The organism is Spartinivicinus marinus (assembly GCF_026309355.1).
Taxonomy (GTDB): Bacteria; Pseudomonadota; Gammaproteobacteria; order Pseudomonadales; family Zooshikellaceae; genus Spartinivicinus; species Spartinivicinus marinus.
Genome location: NZ_JAPJZK010000001.1, coordinates 6,418,516 through 6,443,410, shown reverse-complemented (window position 1 = coordinate 6,443,410; position 24,895 = coordinate 6,418,516). Strand labels below are relative to the sequence as shown.

Sequence of the window (24,895 nt, the reverse complement as noted above, 5' to 3'; positions counted from 1 at the left end):
CTTTATGTGACAAACAAGAGAGCTCGGCAGCACTGCAACCAGGAGCCAGTAGCCAGGGTGGTTGGTCTACTGGACAACTATCGGAATCTGGACAATTCATTCGTAAACATATGCGAAAATAACTCAATAATATGAAGCACTAAAAAACAGATTGGTTCTGTAGTGCTTCCCATCCATATCTTATATTTAACGAATTTTATACCTGATGATTGGCGAGCATATAGTCAAGGTGAAGGGGATACCTGACTTATGCTCGTGGGAGTATTTGAATGACTATAGTGGAAAAAAAACAAGCCTATTCTAAGACTTTTCATGTGACTGTTATTGGTTTTAGTGTTTTAAGTAATTAATTATTGGCAGAGATTAATTCTAATCAACATTATTTAATAAAATCGGTTCATAGTAATAAATGTTTAGAAGTAGTGAAGGGGGAAATAGCAAACGGTAGTAATATTCATCAGTGGGAAGAAAATAATACCATTGCACAACAGTTTATTATTGAGGAAGTAGGAAACAGTACCTATAAAATTGTGAACCTGCATAGTGGTAAAGCGCTGGATATTGCTGAATGGCAGCAAGAAAATGGAGGAAATTTACAGCAATGGGATTTTCATGGGGGCAATAATCAGCTGTTTAGGTTGGTACCTGTTTCAAGTGAGCTTCAGCCACCCACACCCGATAACAATGATATTAAACCGCTGTTTTCAAGTGCAACGGGTAGCGGCTGCATTACATGAAGATATGGGAGTGACCAATTCACTATTTAAGGGGGACAATGGTAGCCAGGAATTATCAGCAGAATCATTAGCGATTCTGGTTGATTACATTCGGTTATTGGGGGTGCCGCCCAAACGTCAGGTGTTGGGTAATTCAGTTAAGCAGGGTGAAAAATTATTTAAACAAATTGGGTGTGAAGATTGTCATCGAGCAGAGTTGACAACGAGTCAATATCATCCCTACCCTGAATTGCGTAACCAAGTAATTAGTGCTTGACCGAAAAATCATAACTGATTGATAAATAAGATAATTCATCATAAATCCGTCATCGAAGATTGCTATATTAAGTCCTCATAAAAATGAATCGGCCTAGGTTTTTAGTTAAAACCAGCCAAACTTCGCGGAGAATACGATATGAGGCAAGTCCAAAACCCACAACTTCAATTCGGCCAAACAGATATTACCGAGATCAAGTTTGACCCGAAGTCTAGAGATGATGTGCCTCAATTGTTAAAGGGATTACAGTACATTTATATTACACCCGAAGTTAGAGAGCAGGTATTCACTATTTTAGAGGAGTCTATAGTGGGTAAAACGAATCCAAGACTTGGAAGGCCAGGCATGGAACTTTGGAAAATACTGGTGATGGGGGTTTTGCGCATCAACTTAAATTGTGACTATGATCGTTTGCATGAATTAGTGAATCAGCATCGAACTATTCGAGCGATGTTAGGGCATGGTGTCAATTGGGAAGATCTGACAGAATATCACTTGCAGACCATAAAAGATAACGTCTCTCTTTTGACCCCAGAAATTCTGGACAAAATTAACACAGTTGTCGTCGAGACAGGGCATAAACTGTTAAAAAAAAACGAAGAAGCAAGCCTTGAAGGGCGTTGTGACTCATTTGTGGTAGAAACAGCTGTTCATTATCCCACTGATATCAGTTTATTATGGGATGCAATGAGAAAAGTGATTAATCAACTAGCTGATATGGGCGAAAACTACCATTTAAGTGATTGGCGACAACATAGGCACAATCTGAAGTCACTTAAAAAATGCTTTAATCAGGCAAGGCAAAGCAACCAATCAAAAGCAAAAAATGCCGATGACAAGAAACGTGAGACACATATCAACTATCTGAATAAAGCGCAATGGTTTATTGATAAAGCTGAACTCACATTGGATAAGCTTAAAGCCATAGCAGCCCCGATTTGGTTATTACGAAATATTGCCAACAATCTTTCTCATGCTAAACGGCAGGTGTCGCAAATTCACAGGCGAGTAGTCGAAGATGAAAAAGTCCCAGCTGATGAAAAAGTTTACTCAATATTTCAACCTCACACTGAGTGGGTGAGCAAAGGGAAAGCAGGGGTACCAGTGGAATTAGGTATTAAAGTGTGTGTTATGGAATGTCAGCATGGCTTTATTCTTCACCATCGTGTGATGGAAAAAGAGCAAGATGTTGATGTTGCCATCGTCATGATCAGAGCAACCAAAGCTAAATTCCCTGAGCTCAACCAGTGCAGTTTTGATAAAGGGTTTCATTCACCTGAGAATCAGTTGAAGTTGGCCGAAGAATTAAATCGGGTAGTGCTGCCTAAAAAAGGACGTTTATCAAAAAAGGAAACAGAACGTGAAAACGATGAGGCTTTCAAAAAAGCAAGAAAGCAGCACTCAGCGGTTGAGTCTGCTATTAATGCGCTTGAAGTACATGGCCTTGACCGATGTCCAGATAGCGGTATTAATGGCTTCAGGCGTTACGTTTCATTTGCTGTATTAGCACGAAATATCCAAAAGTTAGGTGCCTTATTGTATAAACAAGAAAAAGAGGAGCAATACCGTCAAGCCAAAAGAATACGTAAAAAAGCAGCTTAATAGTCCTTAACTGAGATTTAAAATAATTTTCCAGTGAGCCTTTGCCTAACTGGCTAGGTTTGGCTGTCTGTGAAAAGACGATTCTAAAGAAGCTTGATCAAAAAACAACCTTATTTTATATACCCAAGTCAAAAACAGTCATAAATGAGTAATATTAACTTATAAGACCAAAATAGTTGCCCCTTCAACTGGCAAACTAGACTACTTTTCTGTCAGGCACTAATTAGGCCTTACACCGACTTGTTATTACTTGATATGGGCGAGCAACTAGCGGATAGTTTGCCTGCCACCCAGGCTTCTGCCGCTGAATAGCGTACTCCACCGTTATGGGGAGTTGGTCTGGTCGAAGCCACTACGAATGACCCTCGTTATTTACATGATGGTCGAGCCCATAACTTGCTCGAAGCAGTGCTATGGCATGGTAGTGAAGCTGTCCGGGTAGTTGAGCAGTTTAAGCAACTAGCAGAGTCTGAGCGAGAATCAGTTATTAATTTCTTAAAATCATTATAAAGTAGCGGAATATAACCTCTATTCAGGTATCAGCACCGGCATTACAGGTACTGATAAACTATACTGAAACACCACTACTTTTGTCATTTATATTGCTACAGAGCTAATGAGTATCACAAGGTGTCGTTGTGTTTGCAGTCAGTTGGTCGCAACAGGGCTGTTTTTGTTTGGTAATGTACTAGAGTCTACTGCGGCAAACTCAAAACTGTCAGTCATCTGTGTCAGTACTGTATATGAGCCTTTTGTCATTGAGCAGGAGGGTAATATTAAGGGTATTGATATTGATGTGGTAGCAGCCATTGGTAAAAGGATTAATATTAATTTCACATTTGTCCTAAAACCGTGGAAGCGAATCGGTAAAAGGGTTAAGCAAGGAAAGGAAGACTGTGTTATTGCCTATTTTAAAACCCCAGATCGTGAGCCTTATCTGCATTATACCCGAATGCCAATCCATATTACTCAATATACATTATTTGTTCACAAGGAAAATCGTTTTACTTACAGCTCCCTTGAAGACCTATATCAACGGTCAATAGCCGTTAATCGAGGCTTTAAAACTACCCCTGCATTTGCTTTAGCAGTGGCAGAGCAAAAAATACGTCAGGTGGATGTGAGAGAAGATGCTCAAAGTTTTGGGTTGTTAAAAAGAAAACGAATAGATGCTGTGTTAACCAACTATCATGTTGGCAGTTATATGGTAAAACAGCGTGGATATGATCAGATTATCCCTATTAATCCCCCACTAAGCTCAACGCCTGCTTATGTTGTGTTTGCTAAGAAAGACCACTTAAATGCTATTATTCCCTTGTTTGACTCAGCTTTATTTAGTATTTTGCAGGATGGTACTTATCAAAAAATATTTTCACAGTATATTAACTATTAGATACTTATGAATAAAAATAAACAGTTGGTGACAGTGGGTAGTTATACCGATGCCATTCAAGCACATTTGGCACGAGGAAAGCTAGAAGCAGAAGGGATTTTCGCAACGGTAGCACACGAGCACCATATTTGGGCTGATTGGATGCTTTCTAATGCGCTAGGAGGGGTTAAAGTTCAAGTACATGCTGATCAAGTTGAACAAGCAAAACAAATTGTGGCCAATTTAGCGAGTGGTCAATATGCTATTGAAGATGAATATAAAATTCACTGTCCCAAATGTAATAGTGTTCAAGTAGAAGAGCAGCGTACACGTTGGAAAATAGCTTTTTTAGGCTTGTTTATTTTCCATATCCCATTACCTTATCGCAGAGGCAAGTTGAAATGCCTTGATTGTGATCATCATTGGCTTTTTACTGATTCAGCAAATCAAAAAGAAACCGAAGAGTAAAACGACTGACGACCAGTAGCTAATAAACAATACTATAACTACTGGCTCAAGTAGTTGGGAAGGGAGTGGTTTAACGATCAAATAACTCTAGCCGCCAGCTGTCAAGATAGCCTGTTTCTTTACTTAACATATCTTTAACATGCAATGACCAGGTGCCCCCTTGTTGTAAATCAGCTAACTGAATGTCGTAATACTGATTGAGATTCTTGGTAGTATCACCGGCTGAAAAGGGTTTAAGCAGGTGACGCTTGTTATCAGGGCTGATTAAGTAAATTGATAAATCCCCCACAGCGGTATGCTTAATATCAACTGTCACTCTGGCGCGAATCACGGTATTACCTAAACCTACGTTGATATGGCTTTTTATTCCATCAAAATCTCGATCAGGAATTTTATAGTCAGTTGTATTTTCTAAGTTTTTCACTCGCATTTCATATTGCCCAACCAATGATACTTGTTGGTAAGCGGCACCACCATGCAGCATTAGATAATAAGTACCAGCTTTTGGTTTATCAATAACACAAGCTTCATTATTATCAGCTTTAGTCGCCTGGCAGTCCCAAATATGGGGAGTTGGTATTTGTTTATGTTTTACATATAAATTAACGTTGCCAGTGCCCCCCCAACTGATAAATTGCAAATTATGCATTCCAAAAGGCACATTGAGTTTGTAGTAACGTTTTTGGTCTTGTTTGCCTGTTAAATCAGGCATGATTTTGGCATTAGCTAAGGTAAACACTTCATCATTAGGCGATACACAACTGGCATTTACACCCACTTTAGCAAAAGCGGCCTCTACCTGGTCAGCATGATAAGCCAGATCCTTAGCGGCAGTGACTACGCCGCAACCGCCCTCATTGAAGTCAGTTGAACGACGCCAGTAAAGCTGGTTGGCTTTAACAAATACTTCAAATGCTTTATGAGTATTCCAGCCAGGTGTTGTAGCAAGCAAATAAAAAGCTTTATTAAATATACCAGAGCTGTAGTGTACATCTAGGCCTTTGCGATAATCTTTGGTATGACCGATTGAACGGTTGTCTTTCGTTGGGTCATCAAAATAGCGCAGTGCTCCTGACTGTTTAAAGATATCAGCACCTACCATCCAATCATTACTGCCTTTCATGTAAAACTCAGCGGCCTCACCTGCAATATCAGAAAATGATTCATTTATTCCTCCTGATTGATAGCGATAAATAAGATTAGAATGTTGCTCGGTAAAACCATGGGATACTTCATGAGATACCACATCTAAGCTTACTAAAGGATAAAATAGGTTGCGTCCATCGCCAAAGGTCATTTGTTTGCCATCCCAAAAGGCATTCTCATAACCATTACTATAATGAACTCGCATTTTTAGTTTAAAGGAGAGGGGAGAGCTATTAAACCATTTATTATACATAGCAAATACGACACTACCGAAGTAATGGGCATCATTAAGGGGAGAGTAGGCGCCATTAATGGGTTTTTCAGTATTGCTTGGGCACTTAAATTGATGTATTTCGCCTCCTGAGCGTTTATGGTTGAGGTTAATGGTTTCCACATGTTTATTAGACATCTGGCAATCATCCGTTACGGTTAAAAAACCATAATCAATACCATATTCATATAAGCCTGTTTTTTCGTTACCGCCTGGGCCGCTTGCTTGGTTGAGGGTTAGACCTTCCCAGGAATCAATGATTTCGCCATTAATTGCATCAATAATATAGTGAGGACGTTTAGGCTGAGGGTCATGGCTAACGAAGGATACCCTAAACACCAGGCGAGCAGTGCCCGATTTATCTTGATAAATAAATGGCTTGACTGACTGATTTTCAAGGGTAGCTAGTTTGTTTTCAGGGATATTGGCTGTCTTGATAGCCAATTGCAGAGCCTTAGTAGCTGATAATTGGGTGATAGGGTTGGGGATGTCTGCGGCAATGCCTTTTAATAAGTAGCCACTAATAGTAATGAGTCCCCCATTAGCATCCAGTTCGGTCGTAATATTAGTATCCCAGACAGGAATGCCATGAAATTGTTGCTGATACCGTACTTTGCGATGGGATTTGGCAATGTTGACTGAGCGAATGAATTTCACGCTTTCATAATCAGGTAGGTTCAGAAGTTGCTGAATCGTTTGGTTTGACTCAGTTGGTGTCAAGTTAATTGAGGTCATTTCAGCAGACCAACAGGGCAGACATAGTAATAAGCTTGTAAAAAATATTGAAGGTTTACCTGTGAAAAGCTTTATCAAAGAAGGTATTGGTAGCATGTTGATCTCCTCCATGAGCAAGTAAGCCTGTTTTTTCCTATTTAAAATCATTTAGGTCAATGTAAAAGGTTTTGACGGCTTACCCAGTTACTATGCAAAGAGACTCTAGTTGGTCATTTAGAGGTCTGCTATATCAAAATGAGGTAAAAAATATTTTTTTATTCAGTTTATTAAGTATTTTATAGGGTGGTGAAAAACGTTCTTAAGATTAGACCATCCTAACAAATGAGTGTTGAAGCTGATGGAATTTAACTTATTATACAAAAAGAGTTTTAGGTGCTGATGCTGATTATATTTTATGTTTAGAAAAGAAAGGTATAGTGAATAATATGTAAAATTTAGTAACAGTATATTTGGTGTTTTTATTTGTCTTTGATGATTGATATGCGTTTATATATAAGTATATTGTGATGATTGGGATGACAAAAAATCATTCTTTATGCTGTTTGATACCCCTCTGCAAAGCATATATACAATTATAAATGCTTGGTTGTCACATGCTATATTTTATATGGGTTATTTATAATCAATTATTTTTGTGACCAAGTCATGTTTTCCACATTATGGAGTTGAACTAGTAACAAAGATTCAAAATAATAGTGTTTAGGGTCAACCTATAACAAAGAAGTGCTTTGAGTACTTTCTATAACATAGATAACGCAATAAATACTACATATAGCACAATTGCTAGCCCAAGAGAGTAACGAACCAATTGTAGTATGCGAATAAATTTACGCAAGGGAATTAAGCTATGCCAACTGTGAGCTTACATAACTCAGCTTTAGACGGATCAGCTACTGCGGATATTGATGCTAGTATTAACAGTTTTCAAGAAGTACCAGTGACTAAGAGTGTTCAGGATAATTTACAAGATAGCTTGAAAGATAGTTTGCAAGCAGACGTAGACAATCAAGATCTCAGTAAAGTAGTCAATTTTCATATTCGCTCACAGCTCAACTCCAGTGTCTTAACTGGAAAGCAAGAAGTGAATAGTCCAATTGATACCTTTTTAGAAAATATGTCCCAATGGTTGGCAAATGACATAAGTGCTGGGCTTAGATATATTTATCAACAATATAAAACTGAGCAATCGTCAACCCAGAAAGAAGAGTCTACTCAAAATGTAGATGTGGAAATTTCTCAGTTAGTTGCACAACAAAGTGCAAAACTAACTGGTTTGATTGCTGAATTAGAAAACCGTTTTAGTGAAGTTCATGAAAGCTTGCGCTATTTTGAAGTCATTAGTTTAACTAATGAAGATAAAGAAAAAGAACAAATAAAAATTAATAAATTAAAAAAATCCATTCAAGAACAAATGAATAGCATGCAAACCCTGATATCAGGTTATAAAACACAATAAACTAAAAAGTGTTAAGTTGCATGGATGAGCTAGCTTGCCTTAATAAAAAAAACTACGTACTCTCTAACTATCCAGCTGCATTAATTTGCAGCTTTTTTTACCTGCAAAAACTACTTCATGGATTGATGAAACCTATCCTTCGCTCAGATTAATCAGCGATTCTTTACTTATAGATAGCTTTTCTGGATAAGATGCTATTTAATTTATAAACGTTGTTATTAAACAATACTGTGGACAGTTTTATAGGTGTTGTAGTTAGTGTTTACGGGGGGAGTGTTTTACTCTCATATACTTTATTGCAAGATAGCTTGAGACTTAACATGCAATAAACTCCTCCCACCTTATGGTACAAGACCTGTAGAGCAATGTTGTATAACTCAAAAACTGTCCACAGTATTGATTAAAGTATTGTTTAGTTAATCATGCGTTTATTTATACCGCTATATCAATTAGGCATTCAAGGGCGCATCATGGTGGTGATCGCACTGATGAGTGTGTTGCAAATTGGCCTTGTAGGTGGTGTGTTTTTAGCTCAACACGCTCAAACCATTGAAAATTTAACCGGTGGTAGAGCGTTAGCTATTGCACAAGCAGTGGCTCAACTACCTGATATACGAGATTCTCTGTTAAAACAAGATGCCAGTCGTGTACAGCAATTGGTCGAGCCCATTCGGCAAATCACCCAAGCTGAATTTATTGTGGTGGGTGATGCTACTGGTCGGCGTTTATCCCACCCTATTATTGAACGCATTGGGGGGACGATGGTCGGTGGTGATAATGAAGCTGCATTACAGCAAGGAAAGTCTTATATATCAAAGGCGGTAGGTACGCTTGGACCATCTATTCGAGGTAAAACTCCTGTTTTTTCGAGTTCTGGCAATATTATTGGGTTGGTTTCTGTAGGGTATTTGCAGACAGATGTTGATAGTGTGGTTTTTCAGCATCAGTTTTTACTGTATGGGTTATTAGCAGGGGTGATTTTATTAGCGATGATCACGGCAGTATTAATTGCCACCCATATCAAACGTGCCATATTAGGGCTAGAGCCTGAAGAAATCACTCGTTTGTATCAAGAACAAAGTGCTACTTTGCAGTCTGTTTCAGAAGGCATTTTGGCTTTAGATAGCAATGGCTTGATTACTCAGTTTAATTTAGCGGCTGTTAATACGTTGCAGCTACCGAAGGAATGGTTAACCAGTAAGCTAAAGCAGCCAGTGAAAACCTTGTGCAAAGAAGGGGACATCTTATTAGCAATGCAGCAACAAGGCAAACAGGTAAAAGATATAGCACTTGTGGTAAATGATCAGCCTATCATTGTCAATGGTCAGCCTATCCCTGATGGTGGAATGGTCTTTAGTTTTAGATGTCAGGATGAGATGAGTCAGTTGGCTGAGCAGCTGAGTCAAGTCAAGCAGTATTCTGACACCTTACGGGTACAAAGCCATGAATATTCAAATAAGCTACATACCCTGGCAGGCTTAATTCAGTTAGGAGAACACAGAAAAGCTTTGGCATTAATTAAGCAAGAAACCAGTGGTGTTCAAGCCTTCATGAGCTTTTTACGTAACGCAATACCAGATCCAGAATTAGCGGCGATTGTGTTAGGGCATTATCATCGAGCTAAAGAGTTGGGGGTAACCTTGTTGATAGAAGAAGACAGTTATTTAGAAGGGCTTCCGGCAACACTCGATCGTATGGCATTAGTCACTATCTTAGGTAATTTAGTCAATAATGCATTTGAAGCTGCACTTCAAACAACAGAGGTTAATCCTGTTATTAAGTTGGGGGTGACTGATAGTGGGAATGAAATCATTTTTGAAGTAGAGGATAATGGTACAGGTATCCCTGATAATTTATCACATAGTATTTTTGAAAAAGGAACATCAACTAAAAGCCAGTTAGGCCATGGTATTGGTTTGTATTTAGTCAAGCAGGCAGTAGAAAGATTAAAGGGGATGATTACCATAGAAGCCGCTTCACCAACAGGTACTCGGTTTGTTGTCTATATACCTAAATAAAAAGAGTAGTATTTAGCCTATGGCTGCATTAATTAGTGTTGTAATTGTTGAGGATGATCCTGATATTGCAGAAATTCAACGATTGTTTGTTGAAAAAATCAATGGATTTGAAGTAGTGGGCATCGCTTATAATTTAGCAGATGCTAAATCCCTGGTCAGTGTATTGAAGCCACAGTTGGTGTTATTGGATGTGTACTTCCCAGATGGTAGCGGCTTGTCATTTTTACAGCAACTACGCACTGAAGAAGCGAAGTCAGATGTGATTCTAATTACGGCAGCAAAAGATATTACCACCTTACAAACAGCATTACGGGGTGGTGTGGTGGATTATATTATCAAACCGGTAATATTTGAGCGGTTTGCTGAGGCCTTACAAAAATACCAAAGTTACTGGTGTCAGTTAAATCAACTGGAACAACTACAGCAAACAGATATTGATCAGTTGATCACTCCAGCTATGCCAGTAGAGACTAAACGGCGAGTGTTGCCAAAAGGGTTGCAAAAGCCTACCTTAGAAAAAGTACAAAATGTTTTCAAAGAGCCAGATGTTATTTTAAATGCAGAGCAAGTGGGAGAGCGGATAGGTATTAGTCGGACCACTGCTCGGCGTTATTTGGAATATTTAGTGAGTTGTAGACAGTTGCAGTGTTCGTTGGTATATGGGGATGTAGGCAGACCCGAAAGAAGATATTCCATGCCTTAGCCACAGAACACCCTGTCACCCCATATCCGCTAGCTTTTTGCGACAATCTCTAAAGTAAAGGGAAATGATATCATTGGGTGTAATGAGCCAAACTATCCAGCTGATACCGTTGAATCGGCTAGTTGTCCTTGCTTTTTATCAAATCGGTAACCAAACCAGTGCTGAATGACTGGGAGTAATCCCAGTAATACTGCAACAACCATTAAACTCAGGGTGAGTGGACGCTCCCAAAGAAAGCTTAAGCTGCCATCACTGATCAGTAATGCTCGGCGCAGATTATTTTCTAGCATACCACCAAGAATAAACCCTAGTAGTAAAGGCGCCATTGGAAAGTTAAGCCTTCTTAAGCCAATTGCTGCTGCAGCAAATAGTGTCATGATTAAAATATCTACACTATTAAAACTCACTAAATAAACACCGGCTAAAGAGAAAAAGACAATTAAAGGAATTAACAACTGTTGTGGTATTGTTAATAAGCGAGCTAAATAAGGAATTAACGGTAAATTGAGTATTAATAATACGATATTACCCAGATACATTGAGACAATGACCGACCAAAAGACTTCTGGGTTATCTAGGAACAGTCGCGGCCCTGGTTGAATGCCATAGGAAATTAATGCACCTAGCATAATAGCGGTCGTTCCTGAACCTGGTATACCCAGGGTGAGAAGGGGAACGAATGAGCCGGTTGATGCTGCATTATTAGCGGCCTCAGGTGCAGCCAGTCCTTTAATACTGCCTTTGCCAAATTCTTCTCTGGCTGTTTTTTTAGCCAGATTACGTTCGGTACCATAAGCCATAAATGCAGCAATAGTAGCGCCAGCTCCTGGTAAAACTCCAATTAAAAACCCCAAAATAGATGATCTACCCACAACGGGAGCAACAGACTTAACTTCTTGTTTTGTCAGCGCCATATCTTTTAAAGTTGGCTTTTTAGTCAAGACAGATTGGTTTGCTAGGGGATTTTTTTTGTATTGCTGGGCTGCAATTAACGCCTCTGCTAGAGCAAAAGTTGCCATCGCTAACAATAAGAAGCTTAAACCATCAATCAAATCAAGACGGCCAAAGGTAAAGCGCTGAATACCAGAAGACTGATCAGTACCAATGGTTGATAGCATTAATCCAAGTACCACCATCATACAAGATTTTAAAAACTGTCCTTTGCCTGCAAAAGCGGCGATAGCTGTCAGGCCAACCACCATTAAGGCGAAATAGTCACTGGATTGAAAGCTCAAAGATACAGAAGCAAGCATGGGTGCTGCTACCAGCAAAATGAGGGCAGCTAAAGTGCCACCAATAAATGAAGAGTAGGCTGCCAATGCTAAGGCTTTACCTGCCTGGCCCTTTTGGGCTAAAGGATAACCGTCAAAAGCAGTAACAACAGTAGCTGAACAGCCAGGAGCATTGATCAAAATTGAAGAAGTAGAGCCTCCAAAAATTGCACCGTAATAAACCCCTGCCATTAAAATGATACCGCTTGCTGGATCTACGCCATAGGTTATTGGAATCATCAGCGCAATCGCGGAAATAGGCCCTAGGCCAGGTAACATACCAATCAGTGTGCCGACGAAGCAGCCAACAATAACCATCAAGATATTGGTTAGACTGGTTGCGGTACTAAACCCTAATACAATGCCATCCCACATTGATTTATCCCCCTAATCCATCAAACAACCGACCAGATGCTAGGTATACATCTAGTGCTTGGGTGAGAAACAGCCAAAAAGCAATAACAACAGGTATAGAAGCAAGTGATAAAACTTTGAGTCGTTTTTCTCCAAGGATGCGATAGCCGGTAATTAAAAATAAAATAGTGGCTAAAATAAAACCAATCCAGTCCACTATAAGACCATAAACGGCCATTGCTAGTAGTAAAGCAAGAGTCGTATACCAGTTAAATGGCTGAGTGTGTTTCTTATCGTTATTTTGAGCAGGGACAACAAGTAAGCAAAAAGCAACAATACAGCCTAGTACACTAAGAATATAAGGGAAGGTTTTTGCTGTCACTGGCTCAAACTCTGAGCCAGGATAGTCTGGAATCAAAGTGGTACAATAACCATAGCCCAGCGACAATGCTAAAAATACCATTCCGCCAATTCGATCGGTGGTGAGCATGGGGGATTCCTACATGTTATTATTATGAGAAGCTATACGGCTCTGGTTGATTGAGTGGTATAGCTTCTGAAAATTAACTTATTTTTTTAGAAAACCAAGTGTTTGCATGAGGGTGCGCATGGTTTTTTCTTGGTCATTAAGAAATGCAATAAAGTCATCATTGGCTTTATAGTTATCAATCCAGCCATAGCGATCACGGGTTTTATTCCAAGCAGGGGTTTGCTGCATATCTGCAAGTAATTTTGCCAGTGCTTCTGCTTTGTTTTTGGCAATATTAGGCGCTGCGAAAAAACCACGCCAGTTAGCAAATACAGTTGGATTGCCCATTTCTTTTAGGGTGGGAACATCGGGTGCTGCTTTCAAGCGCTCTGGTGCAGTAATCGCTAATATTCTCACTTGGCCTGATTTCGCTAGTTCCAATGCTTCACCAAAACCTGTAGAAAGAACTTGGGTTTCCCCAGAGAGTAATGACGCCATGGCCTTGGCTCCAGCATCATAAGGTACATAACGCAGTTGACGTGGGTTTAGTCCCTCATTTTGGACTGCCGCCGCTGCAATTAAATGGTCCATGCTACCACGGGTAGAACCACCAGCGAATTTCACTTTAGCAGGTGATTTTTGGTATTCTGAAATTAGGTGTTTCCAGTCCTTGTAAGGGGCATCATTTTTAACGATAAATGCACCATAGTCGGCAATAGTGGCTGCAATAGGGGTTAAATCTCTAAATGTTTGGGGAAATACGCCAGCCAATGAGCGAATCACAATAGGCGTAGAATTAACCATTAATGTGTTTTGCTGTTTTCTGGCTGTTTCTATTAGATAAGCAATGGCTTTGCCGCCGCCTCCACCTGAAAGGTTTTGATAGGACACTTTATTGATTAAACCGGCTTCTTTAAGCGTTGTGCCTGTGGCTCGGGCTGTTGAGTCCCAACCACCGCCAGCACCACCTGGAACAAGAAAGTGAACATCGGTTATTTTTTCCGCATAACTATTAACGCTTAAAGCCAGCGCTACAGCACAGAGAGAAGCTTTGAGTTGGTTAAAGCGACAGCGGAAAGATTGAGAAATAATTGGCATAGTGACTCCTTGCGTTTAATATTTATTTTTCAGCACTACAGTTGACACATTACCAACCAATGAGTAAATGAAAAGGTTATGTGCTTAAAGAGTGTTTTGTTCATAAAGTTCATAGGGCTCATAAAAAGCCAAGTTAGTTGACTAGGGCGTTAAATTAAGAGGGGTGGATACTATCAGAGGATGCATAACAATTTGAACGTTTATATTAAAATGTTACTTTGAGTCGTATAATGATTTAGGATACGCTGTTGTGCAAAATTTAATCTTTTATTTGTACGTCAGGTGTAGAGTGTGAATTAGAGAGCTAGATTTTTGACTTTATATACCTAATGCAAAAGGTATAGCTAAAATAAAAGGTGTAACCTTGTTGAGAAAGCGAGAGACTAATAATGAAGAAGATGTTTGTTGTACTGCTTCTGTTGTTTATTCAACCAGCATTAAGTTTTGCGAATATTAAAGTTTTGCGGGCCGATTTTCGTGAACGACCACCACTGATGTTTTTAGAAAATAGTCAATTGGCTGGTCCTATGGTGGATATACTTGAGTTGCTGGCTAAGCAGCTAAATTATCGACTAGTATGGCGCAAAGTCCCTTTTCAAAAAAGTATGACTGATGCCCGTAGAGGTCTGATTGATATTATTCCAAGGGTATCTTATTCCAAAGAAAGAGAGTCGATTGTTCACTTTTTAAAGCCTCTTGGATACCGGCAAAAAGATACACTTTTTATCGTTTTGCAAGATAGCCCAATAATGGTGAGCCAGCTTGAAACCTTAAAACGATTTAAATTGGGTGTTAAACTTGAAACATCCTATTTTGAAGCCTTAGATCAGTCAGCAGAAATCAGTAAAACGGCCTACCGTAGTTTTTCGGCGATGGTAGCCGGTTTAGCAAGTAAGGAAGTAAATATTATTGCTGTTTTAGAACAAGATAAAGATCAAATTGAACAACCTATAAACGAGTTAAGTTTACCTTATCGTTATTTAGATTATAAACATGAAAGCAAAATTCCAAATTATTTTGCAATTGCCAAGCGCTCTCCACATTATGTGGATAGGGATAAATTTGATTCAGCATTAAAGTTATTGATTAAGTCAGGAGAAGTTAAGCGAATATTTGATGAATACAAAGCACCCATCGTATTTTAGGTGTCAGTTTGGTCTGAACGAGTTGATGGTGCTTTAGCTAACTCTCCTGCGATAAGCCATAGTAGTTTGGCCAGTTGAGCACTGTTCAGCTCATTAGACTTTGTATTAGCAGGGGAAAAGTCCTGACTAGAAGCCGGAGAGTGATTATTTATGATATCAGCATGTAGAGAGGGATGGGGAGGGCGTATGTTCATTGCTTTGGCTCTTAGCTGCTGGTCTGCTAGTGTTGTTATTGATAGTTCAAAGTAGCACGAATCCTAATTCGTAATTATTAACTCATTTAACTGTGTGGCTTTGTTACAATCATAACGGTATTACTAGTCACTAAAAATAATAACTTGTTTGATTGAACTCACATTTTATTGGTTAGGATCACTAAAAGTGGTGGGGCAGTGCGAAGCTGGTCACAGGATTGATTGAGACAGAAAAAATTTGCAAGGTGCGTGGACTATTCCACTCACCTTACATCTATACTCTGCGCGAATGATTTTTATACCTAAAAATGATCCATGATAGGTATACCCTTCATGAATGATTTCTAGGTTTTGTTATCTTAACTCCTCGCCCCAATCACCTATTATTTATAGACTCATGGGGCCTCGTCATTCGATGGCCGCACCTAAAAACCAATTCGTATTGGGTATATATTAGGTTAAACCCTAAGCGTATGATTAAAGTTAACGTGCAGAATCTACGCAATGACCCAGCACTTCGTTATATTCGGTGCTACCTGGACAGTTACAGACACTTGGATTACCGAAGCGATTGATGTCGCGGGTACAAGCAGCAACAGAAGATGCTTTAATTGAGCAAGCGCTTCTAATTCCTCTTTTATCTACCCCAGCTACAGTAGCACTTTCTTTATCTGTAATGATGCAATAGCCAACAGCTGCATCATACTTATACCCATCAGGGCAACTACAGATACTTGAATTACCACACTGGTTGTAATCCATTGTACAGATACCATTTGGCTTGACGACAGCAGCTACATTTTCTTGTGCAGTAGCTGGCGTCATCTGTAACAATAGTTGTAATGCAATAAAGCAAGTGCCAATAGCTTTAACAATAGTTGATATTTTAGCCATACTTTTCTCCTTGAGTGAATGTTGGCTTAGGAACGCACTGATTTTCTTGAGAAGAAAATGCCTAATACTTGGCTGGCATGGTTACATTTTTCACTAAAGATAAACGACAATATTATCTTTAGTGAAAAAACTATATTTATTTGGGAGTTAACCCTTTATTGTGAGTTTATACCGCTTAATTTATATACCTATAAATGATTCATAATAGATATATAAATGAGTTGTTTATGGTAGTATTGGAAATATTTGATCTATCACATAGCTTGTTTCTTCATCTGCAATGCGAGGATCATCATCAATATAAACACTTGTTGGGTTGCCGTGACGTGAATTAAATTCAACATTAATCTTATGAGCATTTTTATTGGCTTTTACTAGGTCAACAAAAAGTCCATCAATGGTACTAAACATACTCATAAAGGATTCAGGCACTTCTTGGTTAGTATCTGTATAGGTGACTTTTTTAACTTTATTATCTCTTACATCAACCGTAAATGACTTACCTGCTTCTGCACAGAAGCAAAAATAGCGGTAAATATAAGTATAATCGTTGTAATTGTTCTTATACCATTTAGCTAAGTAAGTAGCGACTTCTGGCTTAAAGTCTTTAGTGAAGTCTTCACTCCAGGGATCAATGGAATTAGCTGAAACGGAAGCAGATAACGCCGTTGTTAGTGCAAGTGCCAACATTTTTTTTAGTGCCATAATTGAACCTCCTATGTTCAACTCCTGATTGAGTTGCACGAAGTTGTTATAATAATAGTCAATACATTTGTATAGCTATTTGATATTCATCGCGGCACTTTATAAAGTATCTTGACAAAATTTACAATATTAAATTTTCTATTGTTCGTGTTTTTAGAAGCAAATGTCGTATGGTTGACATAAAGCAATAAATATAAAAGATGAACATGAATTTTTAAAATAAAGTAAGTGATAACTTAAGTATGTTTTAAGCTGTTGCTAATGATCGATGGCGTTATATTCTTTGCGAGCTATTTATATAATTAGCTTTCTGAAATTTATCTTTGGCCAACTAACACTGCTCCAGTTTGATCCACGCAAATTGGTTTTATGATTGTCACCCCGTCCACTATTATTTACAGGGTTATGGGTACCGAAAGAGCTATGGATAGCTACTTAAATTGCTAAAAATATGCTACACACAAGCACTGATCATTTGGGGGGGGCACCTATAAAAGCTTCTCCATTGGGTATATATTTAAGAAACTTATAGCGAGATATAAGTACTTACTTTTTTGATAACGTGCTGTTTTGTCGTAATCACTGCTTGTAACTATCCATTATTTTAAAAGTTAGTCATTCAGTATTACACTCAGTAGCATTTGCTACACAGAGTTTTGGGGTTCTGCTATGGATGACTTTTGGTTACAGGTAGATGAGTGCAAAAAACTCAAAGCTCAAGGATTGACACAAAAGCAAATTGCCAGCCAGCTAGGGGTGTCCAGGTCGGAAATATCTCATTGGTCAAGATTTGCTACATTAAATCCGATGGTAAAAGCACTGCTTAAAGTCCATCGATTTAAATCTTCTTATATCAGGCATATTGTGACTTTAAAAGAGCCACAAATGCAGATGCAACTGATTCGCCTCGCTGCTCAAAATCATTGGTCAGTGAGAAAACTGGAAATAGAAGTTAAGCACTTAAAGGAAAAAAAGGATGGCTTATTCAGCGTTATTGATAAATCGTATCAAGATATTGGTAAAGCCGTTAATCAAAAGACTGGGTTGATGGTAGTGGTAAAGGAGCGTCCTGGCCATAAGGAGGAAGGACTAGTGGCAATTGTTTTCAAAAGCAAAGTTGAATTAGCTAGTATTTTAGAAAAACTAGCATACCATTAAAAGAACAATATTAAAGGGTAAGCTTTAAGAATAAGTTTTGTTTAGTTAATGCCTGAGAGACTTTAAATACTTATCAAATATTTTTTTGGATACCCCTTGATGCTGTAAAATTAAAATAGCTTGGTTAAGCTCTGTGAGTATTTTATGAGCACGTGGAGATGTTTTTGCAATATGGATATGGTAGTCAATGTTATCAACATTGACTAATGGGGCACTGGCAATATTACTAGGTAAGGTGTATTTACCTAACAGTACAGCGCCATATATAGGTTCAAGACTATTTTCAAAAATATCACAACGGTTATTCGCAATCATTGTGAGTACAGAAAAAATATTATTAGCGCCGGTATTAATGGTTTTGTTCTTATTAAGCCCATATTTTGTGTATAAGTATTCGTAATTGTAACCTAGTACTCCACAGAGTTTGAAGTTATTAAGGTCAGATGGCTGATTAATGACAGGGCCATCGGGGAACTTATCTTTTGAATAAAATATTCCACTGTGTAACTGATAGATTGAAGTTGTTGCATAGTACTTTTTCGCACGTTCCATGCTAAAGCTTGCATTGGTGAGTGCTTCAAAGTTACCTCGTTTTCCAAAATGATTTACTTCATCAAGGCAGCGCTGCCAAGGAAGTAGGTGCAAACTATAAGAGAAACTGGTTAGCTTGAACGCTGCATCAATCAGCTCAACAGAGGCTCCAGTGAGTTTACTTTTGTCTGGTTTACCATTAACTCTTTGGTAGTAAATAAAAGGAGGCCATTCCCCATCATCATCACAGATTTTGACAGTTTCATTTGCATAAAGATTGTGGCAAAAGATAATCGGCAGTATATGACAAATGGTAAAAAGTTTAGTCGCTTGGCAGAACCGTTGGGGAGTCGTGGAGGACAATGGCAGACATTTCCTTCAGAGGTTGGGCATTTATAAAATTATAGGCCAAGATTATTCTGGTGAAATAAGGAATCAGATAAGTAATAGGTAATGATATGAAACAAAGTGAGCTAACCCAGTTCCGCAATATAGGAAAAACAGTTGCCAAACGGCTAGCCAGTATCAATATTAAGACCTTTGACGATTTAGCAAAAGTGGGCTCAGCCACTGCTTACCAAATGTTATCTGCAGATACTGGACAGCGTTTGCCGGTCTGCTATTACTTGTACTCTCTAGAAGGTGCTTTGCAAGACCGGCATTGGGATGATTTTTCGGAAGAAGAAAAATATCAGTTACGAGTAGCTGCAGGGGTAGTAAGCTAACCTTATTTTTATGACGATTTTGTTACCAGTTGATAATGTGTTTGTGAGCTGGGGCTGACCAGATAATATATTAACCCTCCGGTTAGTGAGCCAGTAAACCAGCCATAGTCGTAAAACCAAGGTATGACATTGTACATGATGGCAACAAACGTGATGAGCGTGGGTATTATCAAGGCAATAAAGCCTGCTTTGTTAAATCGAGGATAATGACCATCCGTGGTATACAGTGAGCGAATATCGAGCCGTTGTTGCTTAATGATAAAATAGTCAACGATCATAATACCGGCGATTGGGCCTAATAAACAGGAGTAACCAATCAGCCAATTGGAATATAGGCTTTCTACACTTACTGTTGAGGCAATCAAGCCCAGCTTTTTTAATAACTCCCAGCTCATTAGAACTACCCCAATCAACCCCGTTAGTAGTACGCCTGTGGTTTGGTTGATATATTTGGGGGCAATATTTTGAATATCATTGGTGGGAGAAACCACATTAGCGGCTGTATTGGTAGAAAGTGTTGCAATAATTAAAATGCTCATAGAAACTGCAACAATCAGAGGGTTTTCTATTTTTCCAATTAAATGGATCGGATCTGCAATGGTTTCTCCGACCAGTGTGGGAGACGCAGCTGTCATGACAACACCCAGTGCAGCAAAGAAAAACATTGTCAATGGCAGCCCTATGATTTGGCCGGTAATTTGTGCTTTTTGGCTTTGGGCATAACGGCTAAAATCAGGAATATTTAACGATAGGGTAGCCCAAAAGCCAACCATCGCGGTTAACCCTGCAAAAAAGTAGTGCCAAACACTATCTGTTGCTGGACGTTTAGCAGGCTCTTCGAGTAATTGTTCCATTGAGATGTGGGGCATTGCCCAAGCCATTAACCCGATACCTACGAGTAATAACAGTGGTGCTGAAAGGGTTTCTAGCCACTTAATGGCGTTGGCACCTTTAATCACAACAATTAGGTTTAATATTAAAAAAATAAAGAAGCCAATGACTTCTCCTACTGATGCCAAACTTGCCCAGCCGTCAAAAAAAGTAGATAGCAGGATATGGATAGCTAGCCCCCCAAATAAAGTTTGAATTCCAAACCAGCCGCAGGCAACCAGCGCGCGAATTAAACAAGGTATATTAGAACCGACTATGCCAAATGAAGAGCGTAATACGACAGGAAATGGAATGCCATACTGAGTGCCAGGGCAAGCATTTAGCGTTAATGGAATAAGAATGACAATATTGGCGAGCAATATAGTTATTAATGCCTCGCCTACGCTTAAACCAAAGTAACTTGTGAGAACGCCACCTAGCATATAGGTGGGTACACAAATGGCCATGCCTACCCAAAGCGCAGCAATATGCCACTTTGTCCAGGTACGTTGGCAAGGCAAGGTAGGAGCAATATCAGGATTGTAGTAAGCGCTGTCATGTAAAGCCAAATGTTCTATGGTTGAAGTTGATTGGGAGTGGTTCGGTGACAAGTGAGAAGTGGCTGTCATGTCCGTTAGTCTCTATTTATGCTTGTTATTTTTCAGTGCATGAAGCGGTTAAGCTTACCCGGCATTATACTTAGATATCAACAAGGATGCATGGGATAGAACACGATGAAAAAACGACTTAAATATCTGACATCCGTTGTACTCATTTTGTCGGGAGTAATGATGACAGTGATTTCAGCAGTAATGAACAGCTATCTGGTAACAGAGAATAATGACAAAATTAAATCGCTTCACGACCAAGCTGAGTCAATAGAGCAAACTATTATGCAACTTTGGCAGGATTACCAGTTGTTTGAGCTGAAAAAAGATACGGCAATTTTATTAGTTGCTCAGGAAACCCCACAAAAGTATCTTATTAACTTTATTTCAGATGTGTTAAACACTATTAATGTTGCTATTCCCCCTAAAATTGAAGACAATAGTGAACAATTATATACTTTGTTTTTAAAGGGTGTTGCTCAGTATAAGCAACATACTACTGATCAAATTAATAGGATTTATGGTGAAAAACTAGACTTTTTAACTCAGGCTAGAGAACTAGAACAGAAAAATAATGATTTGAGTAATATTGCGTTATTTTTTCAAATAATGGGGTTGATTTTGGTGCTGTCAAAGCATTTTTTTGATTAGCGTTACTTTGAGTTTTGATATAAAAGTCGAATGATAAACTCAGCCATTTCAGATAGTTTGACAACAGCACTAACCGCCTTTCTTGATAAGGCAGCCTCTGGCATACCATATACGATAGCGCTGGGTTGATCTTGAATTATAGTATAACCATTTGCTTGGTGAATGGCCTCCATTCCAATAGCACCATCGTCTCCCATGCCTGTTAATAAGATGGCAATAGCATGTTGACCACAACAGACCGCAATAGAGTTGAACAGGTAGTTCACAGAAGGTCTGATCCCCTTAACTGGAGGGGCATCAATAAGTTGACAATATAAACGATTATTTTTTTTAATGACGGTCAAATGGCAATGGTCAGGTGCAAAATAAATATAACCTGGCTCAATTTTTTCACCATCTACAGCCTTTAATACAGAGAGTGCTGTGTAGCAATTTAACCATTCAATTAAACCATCGACAAAACCAGGAGAGATATGTTGAGTAATGAGGATAGGTAATTGAAAGTTCACAGGTAGCTTTTTTAACAGCTGAATAAGTGCAATTGGCCCTCCAGTAGAGCATCCAATGGCAATAAGTTCATAATGTTCAACTTTTAATGTTGCTAATTCCACTGGTTGGTAATGTGGACTGTTTATGAGTGACTTTAAATGCAAGTGGTGATGAATAACTTTTACTTCAGCCATTGCATGTAACGTATCTAGTAATTCCCGATTAATGGATTGATAAGCATTATTAGATGATAGCTGCGGCTTTTCGATAACGGATAAAGCACCAGCTTCTAAAGCTTTAAACGTTATTTGTAAATCTGAAGTGTTAACACTAGCACTCACAACGACGATAGGTGTCGGCTGTTCAGCCATGATAAGACGAGTCGCCTCAAACCCATTCATCACTGGCATACGAATATCCATAGTAATGATATCGGGTTTTAGTTGTTTTGCCAGAGCAACGGCTTCTTTGCCATTAAAAGCCTTGCCGACTACTTGGAAATCATTTGTGCTTTCTAAAATAGCTGTTAATAGCTCGACTATTACCTGAGAATCATCACAAATCAGTACCTTAATCATTGGTAAGGACTCTATTTATAAAAAAACATGATTATATGGCAAATGATTAGGCTGCTTGATATCCATAAGTTGTTAAAACCCTAGATACCGTTTCTAGTAATACTTTAGTTTCAAACTGGCCTTTAACGATATAAGCATCTGCACCAACAGCTAAGCCTCGACGTTGATCTTCCTCGTTGGCTAACGAGCTGACAATAATAACGGGTATAGAGGCATATTTCTCATTAGATTTAATCTTTTCAGTTAGCTGAAACCCATTCATTTCTGGCATCTCAACGTCGGCAACGATGAGATCAAATGACTCTTGCTGAACCAGTTTCCAGGCTTGCAAACCATCTACCGTTACACTGACTTTATAGCCTACACTTTCCAAGATATTTTGTTCTAATGTGCGTGTGGTAATGGAGTCATCGACAACTAAAATACGTGCTTGCTTTTTTTTCTCTTGAGTGATGGGCTTGGTAATGTGAGAAATGTGTATGATGGAATTTAAAGCCGAATCTACCAAATCAGCAGGGTTTAATACCATGACGATATTACCACTACCCATAAAGGCACCTCCAATGATATTTTTGACAGACATTAAAGGAGGTTGCAAGGGTTTAATAATAATTTCCCGTTCACCAATAACTTCATCTACCATGAGTGCGACCATGCTCCAACCTTTAGCGATAATGACAACTGAGTAATGATTGTCGTCTTGAGCTGTATTTTTTTCGGGTAAGTTTAAAATTGTTGTGAGTTTGCGTAAGGGAACCGCTTTATTTTCATATAAAATTGCAAGGCAAGCTTCTACTTGTATAATTTGGTGTTCGTCAATTTCTCTAACTCGCTCAACAGCCGTCGTGGGAATAGCAAAAATGGTTTCACTGGTTCGAATTAATAACCCATGCTCTGTAGCAAGAGTTACGGGTAAGTGTAATGTAAAACTTGTTCCTTTATTTTTTTCTGTTGAAACTAAAATATTGCCTTTTAAATTTTTTATGTTTTCCCGAACGATGTCAAGTCCAACACCACGACCAGAGATTTTTGTGATGGTTTCTTTGGTGGAAAATCCTGGACAGAAAATTAAGTCTATCACTTCATCATCGCTTAATTTTTCTAATGCTTTTTCAGAAATGATTTTATTTTTTAAAGCAACTTTAGCAATTTGAGGTACATTGAGCCCGGTGCCATCATCTTTAATGATAATAATGATTTCACTTCCATGGCTTTGGATGGTGACAGTTAATTGGCCTGCTTTAGATTTTCCTGTTTGTAGTCGATCAGCGGGTAGCTCTATACCATGATCAATAGCATTACGTAGTAAGTGGACTACAGGGTCATGAATACCTTCTAATACACTCCGATCAATTTCAATTTCATCCCCTGTTACAGATAAATTGATTTCTTTGCCAAGCTCTTTAGCGATATCTCGTACTGTTCTTGTTAAAGGCGTGAATAGGGTTGCAGCAGGAACTAACCGCATAATTCGTACATTACCTTGGAGTGCTGTTGAAAGGACACCTAATTGATTACTGGTAGAACGAAAATTTTTATATAAGGTTGATGTGATGTTATTAATCGTTGAAACAGTTTTATTACCATCGCAAAGTAATTGAGATATCTCCACGGGTAACTTCTCAGTGGCCATTCTACACCAAGCAGGCTGTGCTTTTTTCCAGATTGATAGAAAATCCCTTACGATTACTTGAAAATTGTTTAGTAATACAAGATTATTCTCCATTTCAATTTTAGTAACTTGTAATTCTTCAGATAATGCATCTATTTTTGTTAGTTTATCTAAGTTGATTTTTACAATTTCATTTTTTTTGAAAATAGGTGCTGTAGCACTACTCTTTGCCAAACTATTGGTTGGTTTTTCCGTAAGTTCTGGTGTTGGCTGGCGAGCGGTTGGTGGCTCCGCCGACAATGAGTTACCCGGCTCTTGTGTTGGTTGAACTGTATCCATTGCAGATTTTGTTGATAAAGCATCTGCTGATATTTTATGTTGAGCTAGCTGTTCAATAAGTGGTTTAACATTATCAGGGAAATCAATATTTTGCTGTTTTGCAGATAAAATGCTTTTCATTCCATCAAGCGATTTAAGGAATAAGTCAATTGTGTCAGATTGAGGCGGTTGTTTATTTTCTTTAAGCTGGCTAATGATTGATTCGATATGGTGAGCAATATCGGCTAATTCTTGTAGCTCTATACCCGTTGCAGCGCCTTTTATGTTATGCGCTGAGCGAAAAATAGTATTGTAATTATTATTCAGCTCTTCTTCGTTGCATGAATTTTGCTCGGTGAACAGCAGTTTATCTGTAATTATTTGGCATTGCTCTTCAAGTTCAACGGCAAAGGTGACAAGTAAACGTTGGATAAGGTCTTTATCTAGTGGCATAAAGCTAC

At 38.7% G+C, this 24,895-nt stretch carries 23 protein-coding genes and 1 pseudogene; 13 read left to right on the top strand and 11 right to left on the bottom strand.

Translation table 11 applies throughout. From position 1 onward, the window contains the following. Positions 1-353: 353 nt before the first annotated feature. From OQE68_RS28305 to OQE68_RS28275, 6 genes and pseudogenes are all read left to right on the top strand, one after another. Positions 354-737, top strand: coding sequence for an RICIN domain-containing protein (locus tag OQE68_RS28305; RefSeq protein WP_180571382.1), 384 nt, complete (start codon positions 354-356; stop codon positions 735-737). Then, positions 709-993: a di-heme oxidoredictase family protein gene (locus OQE68_RS28300; RefSeq protein WP_180571383.1), complete on the top strand. Its 285-nt coding sequence runs from the start codon at positions 709-711 to the stop codon at positions 991-993. Before OQE68_RS28305 ends, OQE68_RS28300 begins: the two co-directional genes overlap by 29 nt. Before the next feature lie 138 nt (positions 994-1,131). Continuing rightward, positions 1,132-2,595: an ISNCY family transposase gene (locus OQE68_RS28295; RefSeq protein ID WP_266195432.1), complete on the top strand. Its 1,464-nt coding sequence runs from the start codon at positions 1,132-1,134 to the stop codon at positions 2,593-2,595. Positions 2,596-2,919: 324 nt separating this feature from the next. Further along, a pseudogene (locus OQE68_RS28285) lies at positions 2,920-3,105 on the top strand (di-heme oxidoredictase family protein); the annotation flags it as partial. Positions 3,106-3,211: 106 nt separating this feature from the next. Further along, the gene (locus OQE68_RS28280; protein ID WP_180566696.1) at positions 3,212-3,988 is read left to right on the top strand and encodes a substrate-binding periplasmic protein; all 777 of its coding nucleotides are present in this window, start codon (positions 3,212-3,214) and stop codon (positions 3,986-3,988) included. A gap of 6 nt (positions 3,989-3,994) precedes the next feature. Then, the gene (locus OQE68_RS28275) at positions 3,995-4,435 is read left to right on the top strand and encodes a putative signal transducing protein (protein WP_180566697.1); all 441 of its coding nucleotides are present in this window, start codon (positions 3,995-3,997) and stop codon (positions 4,433-4,435) included. A 70-nt stretch (positions 4,436-4,505) separates the two neighbouring features. Here OQE68_RS28275 and OQE68_RS28270 read toward each other — a convergent pair whose 3' ends face one another. After that, positions 4,506-6,587, bottom strand: coding sequence for a M4 family metallopeptidase (locus OQE68_RS28270; RefSeq protein WP_180566698.1), 2,082 nt, complete (start codon positions 6,585-6,587; stop codon positions 4,506-4,508). 847 nt (positions 6,588-7,434) lie between these two features. Between OQE68_RS28270 and OQE68_RS28265 the strand changes: the two genes are divergently transcribed. The 3 genes from OQE68_RS28265 to OQE68_RS28255 all read left to right on the top strand — a co-directional run bounded on the left by OQE68_RS28265 (position 7,435) and on the right by OQE68_RS28255 (position 10,764). After that, a complete protein-coding gene (locus tag OQE68_RS28265; protein WP_180566699.1) occupies positions 7,435-8,043 on the top strand; it encodes a hypothetical protein in 609 nt (202 codons plus the stop codon). 422 nt (positions 8,044-8,465) lie between these two features. Then, complete coding sequence (locus tag OQE68_RS28260) at positions 8,466-10,061, top strand: ATP-binding protein (RefSeq protein ID WP_180566700.1); 1,596 nt, start codon at positions 8,466-8,468, stop codon at positions 10,059-10,061. A 19-nt stretch (positions 10,062-10,080) separates the two neighbouring features. Continuing rightward, positions 10,081-10,764 carry a response regulator gene (locus OQE68_RS28255; RefSeq protein WP_180566701.1) on the top strand — a complete coding sequence of 228 codons (684 nt, stop codon included), beginning with the start codon at positions 10,081-10,083 and terminating at the stop codon, positions 10,762-10,764. A 92-nt stretch (positions 10,765-10,856) separates the two neighbouring features. Here the strand turns inward: OQE68_RS28255 and OQE68_RS28250 are convergent, their stop codons facing one another. The 3 genes from OQE68_RS28250 to OQE68_RS28240 all read right to left on the bottom strand — a co-directional run bounded on the left by OQE68_RS28250 (position 10,857) and on the right by OQE68_RS28240 (position 13,956). Then, entirely contained in the window at positions 10,857-12,410 is a 1,554-nt protein-coding gene (locus OQE68_RS28250) for a tripartite tricarboxylate transporter permease (protein ID WP_180566702.1), read from the bottom strand. A gap of 4 nt (positions 12,411-12,414) precedes the next feature. After that, positions 12,415-12,879: a tripartite tricarboxylate transporter TctB family protein gene (locus tag OQE68_RS28245; RefSeq protein WP_180566703.1), complete on the bottom strand. Its 465-nt coding sequence runs from the start codon at positions 12,877-12,879 to the stop codon at positions 12,415-12,417. Between the two features lie 78 nt (positions 12,880-12,957). After that, positions 12,958-13,956, bottom strand: a complete 999-nt coding sequence (locus OQE68_RS28240; protein ID WP_180566704.1) for a tripartite tricarboxylate transporter substrate binding protein — start codon at positions 13,954-13,956, stop codon at positions 12,958-12,960. A 389-nt stretch (positions 13,957-14,345) separates the two neighbouring features. On the opposite strand from OQE68_RS28240, the gene OQE68_RS28235 reads away from it, so the two are divergent. Next, positions 14,346-15,101: a substrate-binding periplasmic protein gene (locus OQE68_RS28235; RefSeq protein WP_180566705.1), complete on the top strand. Its 756-nt coding sequence runs from the start codon at positions 14,346-14,348 to the stop codon at positions 15,099-15,101. Here the strand turns inward: OQE68_RS28235 and OQE68_RS28230 are convergent. The 3 genes from OQE68_RS28230 to OQE68_RS28220 all read right to left on the bottom strand — a co-directional run bounded on the left by OQE68_RS28230 (position 15,098) and on the right by OQE68_RS28220 (position 16,894). Next, a complete protein-coding gene (locus tag OQE68_RS28230; RefSeq protein WP_180566706.1) occupies positions 15,098-15,295 on the bottom strand; it encodes a hypothetical protein in 198 nt (65 codons plus the stop codon). The two genes, OQE68_RS28235 and OQE68_RS28230, sit on opposite strands and share 4 nt — an antisense overlap. 483 nt (positions 15,296-15,778) lie before the next feature. Next, entirely contained in the window at positions 15,779-16,189 is a 411-nt protein-coding gene (locus OQE68_RS28225; protein WP_180566707.1) for a hypothetical protein, read from the bottom strand. 225 nt (positions 16,190-16,414) lie between these two features. Next, on the bottom strand, positions 16,415-16,894 hold the full coding sequence (locus tag OQE68_RS28220; protein WP_180566708.1) for a DUF6174 domain-containing protein: 480 nt from the start codon (positions 16,892-16,894) through the stop codon (positions 16,415-16,417). A 669-nt stretch (positions 16,895-17,563) separates the two neighbouring features. Here OQE68_RS28220 and OQE68_RS28215 point away from each other — a divergent pair. Further along, positions 17,564-18,052 (top strand): ParB/RepB/Spo0J family partition protein, encoded by a 489-nt coding sequence (locus tag OQE68_RS28215; protein WP_180566709.1) that lies wholly within the window; start codon positions 17,564-17,566, stop codon positions 18,050-18,052. 45 nt (positions 18,053-18,097) lie between these two features. On the opposite strand, the gene OQE68_RS28210 is transcribed toward OQE68_RS28215, so the two are convergent. Continuing rightward, positions 18,098-18,946 carry a substrate-binding periplasmic protein gene (locus OQE68_RS28210; protein ID WP_180566710.1) on the bottom strand — a complete coding sequence of 283 codons (849 nt, stop codon included), beginning with the start codon at positions 18,944-18,946 and terminating at the stop codon, positions 18,098-18,100. A 95-nt stretch (positions 18,947-19,041) separates the two neighbouring features. On the opposite strand from OQE68_RS28210, the gene OQE68_RS28205 reads away from it, so the two are divergent. Next, positions 19,042-19,308, top strand: a complete 267-nt coding sequence (locus tag OQE68_RS28205) for a TfoX/Sxy family DNA transformation protein (protein WP_180566711.1) — start codon at positions 19,042-19,044, stop codon at positions 19,306-19,308. Positions 19,309-19,316: 8 nt separating this feature from the next. Here OQE68_RS28205 and OQE68_RS28200 read toward each other — a convergent pair whose 3' ends face one another. Then, entirely contained in the window at positions 19,317-20,807 is a 1,491-nt protein-coding gene (locus OQE68_RS28200) for an NCS1 family nucleobase:cation symporter-1 (protein WP_180566712.1), read from the bottom strand. A 105-nt stretch (positions 20,808-20,912) separates the two neighbouring features. On the opposite strand from OQE68_RS28200, the gene OQE68_RS28195 reads away from it, so the two are divergent. Next, a complete protein-coding gene (locus tag OQE68_RS28195; protein WP_180566713.1) occupies positions 20,913-21,437 on the top strand; it encodes a hypothetical protein in 525 nt (174 codons plus the stop codon). A 2-nt stretch (positions 21,438-21,439) separates the two neighbouring features. Here OQE68_RS28195 and cheB read toward each other — a convergent pair whose 3' ends face one another. Then, entirely contained in the window at positions 21,440-22,504 is a 1,065-nt protein-coding gene (gene cheB / locus OQE68_RS28190) for a chemotaxis-specific protein-glutamate methyltransferase CheB (protein ID WP_180566714.1), read from the bottom strand. Between the two features lie 46 nt (positions 22,505-22,550). Continuing rightward, complete coding sequence (locus tag OQE68_RS28185; RefSeq protein ID WP_180566715.1) at positions 22,551-24,887, bottom strand: hybrid sensor histidine kinase/response regulator; 2,337 nt, start codon at positions 24,885-24,887, stop codon at positions 22,551-22,553. Positions 24,888-24,895: the final 8 nt, after the last annotated feature.

Bases quoted from the DNA above. Each gene is read 5' to 3' on its own strand.
- OQE68_RS28295 (WP_266195432.1), top strand. From the start codon at position 1,132: ATGAGGCAAGTCCAAAACCCACAACTTCAATTCGGCCAAACAGATATT.
- OQE68_RS28280 (WP_180566696.1), top strand. From the start codon at position 3,212: ATGAGTATCACAAGGTGTCGTTGTGTTTGCAGTCAGTTGGTCGCAACA.
- OQE68_RS28275 (WP_180566697.1), top strand. From the start codon at position 3,995: ATGAATAAAAATAAACAGTTGGTGACAGTGGGTAGTTATACCGATGCC.
- OQE68_RS28270 (WP_180566698.1), bottom strand. From the start codon at position 6,587: ATGACCTCAATTAACTTGACACCAACTGAGTCAAACCAAACGATTCAG.
- OQE68_RS28265 (WP_180566699.1), top strand. From the start codon at position 7,435: ATGCCAACTGTGAGCTTACATAACTCAGCTTTAGACGGATCAGCTACT.
- OQE68_RS28260 (WP_180566700.1), top strand. From the start codon at position 8,466: ATGCGTTTATTTATACCGCTATATCAATTAGGCATTCAAGGGCGCATC.
- OQE68_RS28255 (WP_180566701.1), top strand. From the start codon at position 10,081: ATGGCTGCATTAATTAGTGTTGTAATTGTTGAGGATGATCCTGATATT.
- OQE68_RS28250 (WP_180566702.1), bottom strand. From the start codon at position 12,410: ATGTGGGATGGCATTGTATTAGGGTTTAGTACCGCAACCAGTCTAACC.
- OQE68_RS28245 (WP_180566703.1), bottom strand. From the start codon at position 12,879: ATGCTCACCACCGATCGAATTGGCGGAATGGTATTTTTAGCATTGTCG.
- OQE68_RS28240 (WP_180566704.1), bottom strand. From the start codon at position 13,956: ATGCCAATTATTTCTCAATCTTTCCGCTGTCGCTTTAACCAACTCAAA.
- OQE68_RS28235 (WP_180566705.1), top strand. From the start codon at position 14,346: ATGAAGAAGATGTTTGTTGTACTGCTTCTGTTGTTTATTCAACCAGCA.
- OQE68_RS28230 (WP_180566706.1), bottom strand. From the start codon at position 15,295: ATGAACATACGCCCTCCCCATCCCTCTCTACATGCTGATATCATAAAT.
- OQE68_RS28225 (WP_180566707.1), bottom strand. From the start codon at position 16,189: ATGGCTAAAATATCAACTATTGTTAAAGCTATTGGCACTTGCTTTATT.
- OQE68_RS28220 (WP_180566708.1), bottom strand. From the start codon at position 16,894: ATGGCACTAAAAAAAATGTTGGCACTTGCACTAACAACGGCGTTATCT.
- OQE68_RS28215 (WP_180566709.1), top strand. From the start codon at position 17,564: ATGGATGACTTTTGGTTACAGGTAGATGAGTGCAAAAAACTCAAAGCT.
- OQE68_RS28205 (WP_180566711.1), top strand. From the start codon at position 19,042: ATGAAACAAAGTGAGCTAACCCAGTTCCGCAATATAGGAAAAACAGTT.
- OQE68_RS28200 (WP_180566712.1), bottom strand. From the start codon at position 20,807: ATGACAGCCACTTCTCACTTGTCACCGAACCACTCCCAATCAACTTCA.
- OQE68_RS28195 (WP_180566713.1), top strand. From the start codon at position 20,913: ATGAAAAAACGACTTAAATATCTGACATCCGTTGTACTCATTTTGTCG.
- cheB (WP_180566714.1), bottom strand. From the start codon at position 22,504: ATGATTAAGGTACTGATTTGTGATGATTCTCAGGTAATAGTCGAGCTA.
- OQE68_RS28185 (WP_180566715.1), bottom strand. From the start codon at position 24,887: ATGCCACTAGATAAAGACCTTATCCAACGTTTACTTGTCACCTTTGCC.